We start from the raw sequence: 8878 nt of genomic DNA on the forward strand, positions 1-8878 counted from the left end.
GCATGGCCATCAAAACCACCGCAGAGAAACTCGCCACCATCCAGAAGGGCTACACCCTGGAAGGTGCCACCATCGAGCTCGGTGCCGCCATCATCGACGGCGAACTCCACAAGGAAGCCCAGGTCCGGCTGCCGCTGGCCATGATGAACCGGCACGGCCTGGTGGCCGGCGCCACCGGCACGGGCAAGACCGTCACGCTGCACATGATGGCGGAGCAGCTGTCCACCGCAGGCGTTCCCGTGTTCCTTGCCGACATCAAGGGCGACCTCTCCGGCCTGGCCACGGCCGCTGCCGGCAGCGAGAAGCTCACGGCGCGTACCGAGAGCATCGGCCAGGCCTGGGCCGGCAAGACGTTCCCGGTGGAATTCCTGGCCCTGGGCGGCGACGGCAACGGCGTACCCGTCCGCGCCACCATCACCTCGTTTGGCCCCATCCTGCTGTCACGGGTGATGGAGCTCAACGACACCCAGGAGTCCAGCCTGCAGCTGGTCTTCCACTTCGCGGACAAGAACAACCTGGAACTCATCGACCTGAAGGACCTCCGCTCAGTCATCCAGTTCCTGACCTCCGCCGAGGGCAAGGACGAACTCGCCGAGCTGGGCGGCCTGTCCAAGGCCACGGCCGGCGTCATCCTGCGGGAACTGGTGAACCTGGAAGCGCAGGGGCTGGAACGGTTCTTCGGCGAGCCCGAATTCGACACCGCCGAACTGCTCCGGACGGCGCCGGACGGCCGCGGCGTGATCACCTGCCTGGAGCTGCCCACCCTGCAGACCAAGCCCATGCTGTTCTCCACGTTCCTGATGTGGCTGCTGGCGGACCTCTTCGAGGACCTGCCCGAGGCCGGCGATTTGGACAAGCCCAAACTGGTGTTCTTCCTGGACGAGGCCCACCTGCTGTTCAACGGCGCGTCCAAGGCATTCCTGGACGCCATCACCACCACGGTCAGGCTCATCCGGTCCAAGGGCGTGGGCATCTTCTTCGTTACCCAGACCCCCAAGGACGTGCCGTCGGACGTTCTCGGCCAGCTGGCCAACCGCGTCCAGCATGCGCTGCGGGCCTTCACTCCCGAGGACGCCAAGGCGCTCAAAGCCACCGTGTCCACGTTCCCGGTCAGCGACTACGACCTCGAGGAAACCCTGACCTCCGCCGGGATCGGCGAAGCTGTCATCACGGTCATGAACGAGAAAGGCGCCCCGACTCCGGTGGCCCATACCCGGCTCCGCGCACCCGAGTCCGTGATGGGCCCCAGCTCGGAGGACCTCGTCAAGAGCACCGTGGCAGGTTCCGCATTGCTGGCCAAGTACGGAACCGCCGTGGACAACGTCTCCGCGTACGAGAAGCTCACCGGAAAGGCTGCGGCGCCCACCGGGCAGGCCGCACCGGGCGAACCGCCCGTCCCCGGCTCCCCCGCGCCGGGGACTTCCAGCCAGGCCGATCTCGACGCCGAGGCGCGCCGGATCGAGGAGGAAATCCTGGGCCGGCCCAGCAGCCGCCCGGCACCTTCCCCATTTCCTGCTCCGGAAAGCGTGGATGCAGGGCGCGCCCCGCGGGCACCGCGTGACCCGGAACGGTCCGCCCCGGCGGGCGGCGACATGGTGGGTGACCTCGCCGGAGCCCTCGGCGGGGCACTGGGCGGCGGGCTGAAAAGCATGGTCCGTTCCATGGGCACCCAGCTCGGCCGGGAACTCCTCCGTGGCGTGTTCGGCACGTCGTCCCGGCGCCGCCGCTAGGCAAAAACCGACGATGTTCCAGGGACCCGGGTGCCGCCGTCGTGCGCTGGAAAAGCGGCCGCTGCGCGTCACGCGGGGGTACACCGGCACCCGGAATTGGTGGGCTTGCAGGTAACGTGGGGGACGTGCAGATGAGTCAAGCGTTGGTGAGGATCGCGGCCGGATGGCTGTTGGGCCTCATGCTCGCCGTGGCCGGGGCCATCGTGGCGGTGAACCTCGTGAACAATACGGTGGCCAGCCCGCAGCAGCCTGTACGCGAGTATCTGGACGCCCTGCACAGCGGCGACGGCGGCAAGGCACTGGGCCTGCTGCGCGCCACCGTGCCGCAGGCCAACGCCGCCATGCTGGACGGAACCGCCCTGCAGACAGCAGCCTCACGCTTCGCCAACGTCAAGATCGGCGACGCCGAAGAACGTCCCCGCAACCAGGTCATGGTCCCGATGGAATACACCATCGACGGCAGCCGGCTGCGCACCGAATTCATCCTGGAGAAGACCGGCACCGAGTGGCTTTTCTTCAACACCTGGGCCTTTGTCCCCTCGCGCCTGCCCACGGTGGACATCACGGTGGTGAACGCCAGCGAGGCCACCGTCAACGGTGTGCCGGTCAACATGCCCAACGGCCGGAACTCCTTCGCCGTCTTCTACCCCGGCGAGTATGAGGCGTCCCTGAACGGCGAATACTTTGCCGCCCCGTCCACGCGCGCCACGGTAACAACCAGCAGCGTCCCTGTGGCACCGCTGAACCTGCTGACCCAGGCCACCCAGGATCTCCGGCAGGACGTCGGGGCGAAGGTCAAGGAGTTCCTGGACACCTGTGCCGCCGAGGCCCAGAAACAGCAGAAACTCCAGCCGGACTGCCCCTTCTACTACGCCAGCAACAACACTGTGTACGACGGCACCATAAAGTGGAGCATCACCGAGTACCCGGAGATCTCCATCGAGCCGTTCGGCGGCCGCTGGGTGGTGGCGCCGCTCGACGGCAAAGCCCGGGTGGAAGCGGTCCAGCAGAACTCGTTCACGGGCGCGAAGTTCCCGCTCAATGAAGAGGTGGACTTCAGCTTCACCACCCGCCTGGACGTCTCCGGCGACACCATCAAGGTCACCCCGCTCCTGAGCTACTAGGCTGCGCCCTTGGCCCCCAGCGGTTCGTTCGGCGTCACGCTCAACACTTGCGCCACCATGTCCGCCGGCGAGTACACCACGTCCGAATAGTAGTACCGCAGTGCCGTGAATCCCTGGACCACCGACTCGTTGTTCCGGCGATGGTCCTTCTTGACCTGTGCCCAGTCCGCGTGATGCCTACCGTCCAGCTCCACCACAAGCCAGCCATCCAGGAGCAGGTCCACGTATCCCACCCTGTCCAGGAACACCTGTGTTTCGACCCTGATCCCAGCCTGCCTGAAGTACGTCCGGGCGAGGGTCTCCAGAAGGGATTCGGCGCCCCTGTCCACCCACCTCAGGACTTCCCGGGCATGCCCGTTCCGATTTCCGGGGAGTCGGCCGCGGAGGAAATCCAGAGTCATATCACCTCGCGACACGGCGCATTCCACCATCACCAGCGACTCAGCAAAAGGCAGGCACCTCAGGGAGTGGATCAGGACATCGGCCAGCGCCGCCACGGGCACCCCGTTCGGCGGCGGCAGGTGCAGCCCGGCATGATGGACCGCCGACGAGTTCCGGACCGCCTCCTCACGGCGGTGGTGGACGTGCCGGGCCGCCGGGGCATGCAGTGCCCACAGACCGTAGTGCGGGGCAGCGCTGACGCAGGTGAGCAGTTCGCGGTTCCGCAGCGTCGCCACAATCTCCGGTGCCGCCGTCGGGAGGGCATAAAGGCCGCGGGCGGGCTGGAGGATTCCGGCGCGTACGGCTCGGCGCAGGGACGCGTCGTCGACGCCCAGCCGTGCGAGCGCCGGTCTGCGGGCCGCTCCGCCGCACAGCTCGAGTGCTTTCGAGACGTCCATGGGACCAATGGTGCCGCCCTCGTGGGGCTTGCGGGCCGCGGTTTCCGCCGTATGTGGACAACCCACCGTCACGCCAGGCACGGTTTAGGCGCCGCAACCGGGCGTGGACCCTGGAAATCCGCGCTCCGCGTGGGCCGGGGGACTCAAAAGGCTGCCTCCCGTGACGCGAGGTCCCGGGAGGCAGCCTTTTCACCTAAAGCACGACGGCGGTGCTCAGTCCATGCCGCGCAGGTCCAGGACCAGCTCGGTGTCGCCGTCGGCCTGCAGCAGCAGGGGAATGCCCCAGTCCTGCTGGTACAGGTGGCAGGCGGCGTGGTCCGGGATCTCGCCGTCCTCTGTCTCGGGTCCGTCGCAGGCCGCCGCACGGGCAGTAATGTGCAGCACGCCTTCGGGAATGTCGGCCGAGAGCTCCAGCGTCCGGAGCAGCCCCACCGACGTCCCGCCGCCGGCCACGAGCAGCTCGGGCGGGGTGGAGGAGATCTTCAGCTGGGTGGGGTCGCCCCAGCGGTCATCGAGCTTCTGGCCCGTGGGCGCCGTGAAGCGGACCTTGAGCATCAGGAGTCCGGGCGCGACCGGGCTCTTGGGCCGGTGGGTCTGCGCCGCGCCCTCGTCCACCTGCTGGGCTTCCTTGGGGATCGGCACATAGACCAGCTGGTGCTTGTTGGCCTCCACCACCACCAGCAGCGGCTCAGAGCCCGCGGCCTGGGTGTGGTCCACAATGACGTCGGACGGTTCCGACAGCCCCCGCGCCAGCGTGGAGACTGTCTTCGTGGCAGGGTCGTAGCGGCGGACGGCGCCGTTGTACGTGTCGGCAATGGCCACCGAGCCGTCCGGCAGGACCGTCACGCCCAGCGGGTGCTGCAGGCGGGCCTCGGACGCGGCACCGTCACGGAAGCCGAAGTCGAACAGCCCCTTGCCGACGGCCGACTCCACGGTGACCGTGCCGCCGTCGTCAATGACCAGCTTCCGGAGGGCGGACGTCTCGGAGTCAGCCACCCAGATGTTGCCGTCCGCATCTTCCGCCAGGCCGGAGGGCTGCGCGAACCAGGCCTCGTGTGCGTGGCCATCCAGCAGGCCCTCCAGGCCGTTGCCGGCGGCGATGGCAACGGCCCCGGTCAGCGGGTCGAAGCTGAAAATCTGGTGCGTGCCGGCCATGGCGATCACCACGGCGTTGAGCTTGCGGGACCAGACCACGTCCCACGGGGAGCTCAGGGAGACCTCAAGCGGGTGCTCGCTCAGGAGGCCCGTGAAGCCGGCCGCGTCCTCGTCAACGCGGGCAGGACCCGTTTCCAGCAGCCGCTGGACGCCGTTGCCCACGAGCGTGGTGACCGTTCCGTCGCGCAGCGACAGCCCGCGGAGGCGGTGGTTGACGGAGTCGGCAATGACGACGTCGTAACCCACCTTGGCTGCCACATCTTCCGGGAGCAGCACCAGGCCCTGCGGCTCGTTGAACTGTGCGGTCGCCTGCACGTGATCGGCGGAGGCGCCGGCGGGGCCATCAACATGGCCCTTGGTGCCCGTGCCGAAGGTCGCCAGGACGGTGTCGAAGTCGGTGCCCAGTTCCACGAGGCGGTGGTGGCCGGTGTCGGTGACCAGCCAGGAACCGTGGACTGCGGCACCCGCTGAAGTGCCGCCGTCGGACGTTCCGGCATCCGTTCCCCCGCTGTGCGATGTGCCGCGTCCGGCCGGCAGGAATAGCGCCTTGCCCGGGAACCGCAGGGTGCCGGACGTCGCCTCCGGAGCAACGTAGGGGCCGGAACCGCGGTGCAGGGTGCCCTTGGCTTCGTGTTCGGCGATCAGTTCGGGGATGAGCACCGCCAGGCCGTCCGCGTGGCCTTCACCGGACAGGTGCGCCACGATGTAGCCCTCGGGGTCGATGACCACCAGGGTGGGCCAAGCGCGCGCGGTGTACGCCTTCCAGGTGTCCAGCTCAGGGTCGTCCAGGACCGGGTGGTGGATCTCGTAGCGCTCCACGGCGGCCGCCAGGGCCACGGGATCTGCTTCGTGCTCGAACTTGGGGGAGTGCACACCCACGGTGACCAGCACGTCGGAATACTGCTCCTCCAGCGGGCGCAGCTCGTCCAGGACGTGGAGGCAGTTGATGCAGCAGAAGGTCCAGAAGTCGAGCAGCACGATCTTGCCGCGCAGGGCTTCGAGGTCCAGCGATTTGCCGCCGGTGTTCAACCAGTTGCGGCCCACCAGTTCGGAGGCGCGGACCCGGAGTTGGGTGCGTACGGTTTCGCTCATCAGCGTCCTTCCAGCTTGTTGCGTTCAGCCAGCTTGGCGTCGCGTTCGGCCAATTTGGCAAACATATCGTTGTAAGCAGTCAGATCGGCGTCGTTATTCCTGTCCGCCGCGCGGTCCGTGCGCTTTGACTCGCGCTCGTCGGAGCGGGACCACATCACGGCGACGCCGATCGCCACCAGCAGCGTGGGAACCTCACCGATGCCCCAGGCCACCGCGCCACCGGTCTGCTGGTCCAGCAGGGCCGACGGCCCCCAGGCCCGGCCGAGGTTGCCGAAGTAGTCGGCGGCCAGGAGGTTGGTGCCGCCCATGATGGCCACGCCGAAGAACGCGTGGAAGCCCATGGTGGCCAGGAGGAGCACCAGCCGCATGGGATACGGCGCGCGGCGGGGCAGCGGGTCCGTGCCGATCATGCTCAGCACAAAGATGTAACCCGTCAGGGCGAAGTGCAGGTTCATGAGCTCGTGCCCCACGTGCTCGCGCATGGCAAACCCGAACGCGTCCGAGTAGTAGAACAGCACGATGGAACCGGCGAAGTTGCCGGCCGCGAAAATGGGGTGGGTCACCAGCTGCGAGAACTTGGAGTGCACAAACACCAGCAGCCACTCGCGCAGGCCGCGGGAGCCGTCACCGCGGGCCGGCAGGGCGCGGAGCGCCAGGGTCACGGGGGCGCCGAGCACCAGGAAGATGGGGGCCACCATGGTCAACGCCATGTGGTCCACCATGTGCGCGGAGAACAGGACCCGGCCGTAGACCGACGGCGGCCCGGACGTGATGAATGTCAGCACCATCAGGCCGATGACCCAGTTCACCGTACGGAACCACTGCCACTTGTCGCCGCGGCGCAGCACCTTGGTAACGCCGAGGACGTAGGAGACCAGCCCGAAGACGGCGACGGCGATCCACAGCCAGTCCAGGCGCCACTCCGTCAGCCAGCGCTCGGGGGTCAGCTCCGGCGGCAGCTCGTAGCCGGAGAGGATAAAGGCCGGTGATGCGTCGGGGGCGAACGTGGTGGGCTGCGGCGGAGCGGAACGGCTCAGAGCGACGGCCACGCCGGAGGTGGCGCCCATGATGAGGAGCTCCACCACCACCAGCTGCCACAGGACACGGCGGGAGGAGAACGCTGAGCCCTTGCGGCCCAGCTGCGGGATGACCCATTGCCGGTGCATGAATCCGATGCCGCCCAGGACCAGGGTGGCGGCGGTCTTCACCAGGATCAGCTGGCCGTAGGCGGAGCCGACGAGGTCAGCCCAGTTGGTGATGCGGATGCTGGCGTTGATGACGCCGGAGGCGAAAACGAGGACGAAGGCGAAGCCTGCAAGCGCGGAGAACCTGCGCAGGGTGGGTTCGGTGATGTCTGCTGCCGTGCCGGGCTTTGAGGCGGTCAGGATCCCCGACAGGAGGGCCAGGAGGATGATGCCGCCCACCCAGGCACTGACGCCTACGAGGTGGAGGCCCAGGGAGTTGATGGCGCCTTCGTGGTCGGAGGAGCTGGAAGAGTGGCCGATCAGCGCCGCGGGCACCAGTCCAACAAGCGCCAGGACCAGGGTGAGCGCGAGTCCACCAAGCGACCGCACCCCGAAGAGGGCAGTGGTGACAACGGCCGCGATGATGGTGACAGCGAGCCAGGCCCGCCCGGTCTCGATATCGGTCATGAAGTAAACGAGCGCCTGGGTGAACTCTGCGTCCCCGGAGATGCCCTGCCCGGCAACGTCTGAGTAGGTGAGCACCAGGACGGCGATGGCTGACAGGGTCCACGCCGCGCCGGCTGCAGCTGCGACGGCCAAAGCGCGGGAGAAGGCAGGGTGTTCCGGCCCGTCGTCGTCTCTGGGGCGCCGGGTGGTGCTCCGGGGCAGGATGCCGACGGCGAAGATCAGGCCGCCCACTACCGTGGCCAGGGCGACGTTGTGGATGGCTTTGCTGATGGGGAGTCCCCAGCGGACCAGTGCACCGGGGTCGGAGACCTCACGCGCCGCCGCCGCACCTGAAAAGATGAGTGCCGCCGTCAGCCCCAGGAGCAATGCCGCGATCCCGGCGAGCTGCCACGGCCGGGAAATACCCATGGCACCGGCCAGCCTTCCAGCCGCTCCCTTGTCGGGTGCTGGCTGGGGTGCGGTGGAACGGGATTTTGCTGCGGAAGGCACCTATCCATTGTCCGCTACGCGTGCCGAGGCGGCGAATCGGCTTAAAGCAGTGGAGCGGCAACCCTCAGGTTGCCGCTCCACAAGTGCTGTTGAAGAAGTTACTTCTTCTTGGCGACTGCAGCCTTCAGCTTGGAGCCAGCGGTCAGCTTGACGCTGTGGCCGGCTGCGATCTGGATGGTCTCGCCGGTCTGCGGGTTGCGGCCGGTGCGTGCTGCACGATCGGTGCGCTCGACTGCGAGCCAGCCCGGGATGGTGATCTTCTCGCCCGCGGCGACAGAGGTCTCGAAAACCTCGAACAGTGCGTCGAGGACGGAGTTGACGGCTGCCTGGCTGGTGCCAGCCTTGCCTGCTACCTCTGAAACAAGTTCACTACGGTTCTTAGCCATTGATGTCCTCCTGGACGGTCATGATTTCTGGAGCCTGCACGCGGCATGCGTACAAGCCACTGTTCGAAAACTTACCAGCTTGGGCCGACGAGGACCGCAAATTCCGCGTGTTTCCGCGACTTTTTGACTAAAATCACCAGATTTTAGGGGATTTTTCCGGGAATTGCGCCCACAGCGGACGCTCTCTGCCGTCCCGCGGTGGCCGGGCCTGTGATGCTCTCGCAGTTGCTGCGGGTTTTTCGCGGACGCTCTCGCAGTTGTTGCGGGTTTTGGGCGCGACGGCGGGTGGCTGGCCTGGGTGCCGCGTGGGTGTGTTGTTAAAGTGGGAGAGCCTCCAGAGTGTGTCTGGAGGCTCTCGACCTAATGATGTTCCGGCGGTGACCTACTCTCCCACACCCTCCCGGGTGCAGT

6 protein-coding genes are annotated in these 8878 nt (G+C 67.3%); 2 read left to right on the plus strand and 4 right to left on the minus strand.

Going from position 1 to position 8878, the window contains the following annotated elements:
* The first annotated feature begins 2 nt into the window (after positions 1–2).
* Both J2X42_RS22035 and J2X42_RS22040 read left to right on the plus strand, forming a co-directional pair.
* Positions 3–1730 carry a helicase HerA-like domain-containing protein gene (locus J2X42_RS22035; protein WP_310168114.1) on the plus strand — a complete coding sequence of 576 codons (1728 nt, stop codon included), beginning with the start codon at positions 3–5 and terminating at the stop codon, positions 1728–1730.
* A gap of 131 nt (positions 1731–1861) precedes the next feature.
* Positions 1862–2854 carry a hypothetical protein gene (locus J2X42_RS22040; RefSeq protein WP_310168115.1) on the plus strand — a complete coding sequence of 331 codons (993 nt, stop codon included), beginning with the start codon at positions 1862–1864 and terminating at the stop codon, positions 2852–2854.
* Here J2X42_RS22040 and J2X42_RS22045 read toward each other — a convergent pair.
* From J2X42_RS22045 to J2X42_RS22060, 4 genes are all read right to left on the minus strand, one after another.
* Complete coding sequence (locus J2X42_RS22045) at positions 2851–3693, minus strand: DUF559 domain-containing protein (protein WP_310168116.1); 843 nt, start codon at positions 3691–3693, stop codon at positions 2851–2853. The two genes, J2X42_RS22040 and J2X42_RS22045, sit on opposite strands and share 4 nt — an antisense overlap.
* Before the next feature lie 213 nt (positions 3694–3906).
* Positions 3907–5940, minus strand: a complete 2034-nt coding sequence (locus J2X42_RS22050) for an NHL domain-containing thioredoxin family protein (RefSeq protein ID WP_310168117.1) — start codon at positions 5938–5940, stop codon at positions 3907–3909.
* Positions 5940–8081 carry a cytochrome c oxidase assembly protein gene (locus J2X42_RS22055; RefSeq protein ID WP_310168118.1) on the minus strand — a complete coding sequence of 714 codons (2142 nt, stop codon included), beginning with the start codon at positions 8079–8081 and terminating at the stop codon, positions 5940–5942. Before J2X42_RS22055 ends, J2X42_RS22050 begins: the two co-directional genes overlap by 1 nt.
* A 98-nt stretch (positions 8082–8179) precedes the next feature.
* A complete protein-coding gene (locus J2X42_RS22060) occupies positions 8180–8467 on the minus strand; it encodes an HU family DNA-binding protein (RefSeq protein ID WP_056341443.1) in 288 nt (95 codons plus the stop codon).
* Positions 8468–8878: the final 411 nt, after the last annotated feature.

The sequence above is a fragment of the Arthrobacter sp. BE255 genome, assembly GCF_031457335.1.
Classification (GTDB): Bacteria; Actinomycetota; Actinomycetes; order Actinomycetales; family Micrococcaceae; genus Arthrobacter.

Coding starts and splice junctions, on each gene's coding strand:
- J2X42_RS22035 (WP_310168114.1), top strand. CDS start 3: ATGGCCATCAAAACCACCGCAGAGAAACTCGCCACCATCCAGAAGGGC.
- J2X42_RS22045 (WP_310168116.1), bottom strand. CDS start 3,693: ATGGACGTCTCGAAAGCACTCGAGCTGTGCGGCGGAGCGGCCCGCAGA.
- J2X42_RS22040 (WP_310168115.1), top strand. CDS start 1,862: ATGAGTCAAGCGTTGGTGAGGATCGCGGCCGGATGGCTGTTGGGCCTC.
- J2X42_RS22050 (WP_310168117.1), bottom strand. CDS start 5,940: ATGAGCGAAACCGTACGCACCCAACTCCGGGTCCGCGCCTCCGAACTG.
- J2X42_RS22060 (WP_056341443.1), bottom strand. CDS start 8,467: ATGGCTAAGAACCGTAGTGAACTTGTTTCAGAGGTAGCAGGCAAGGCT.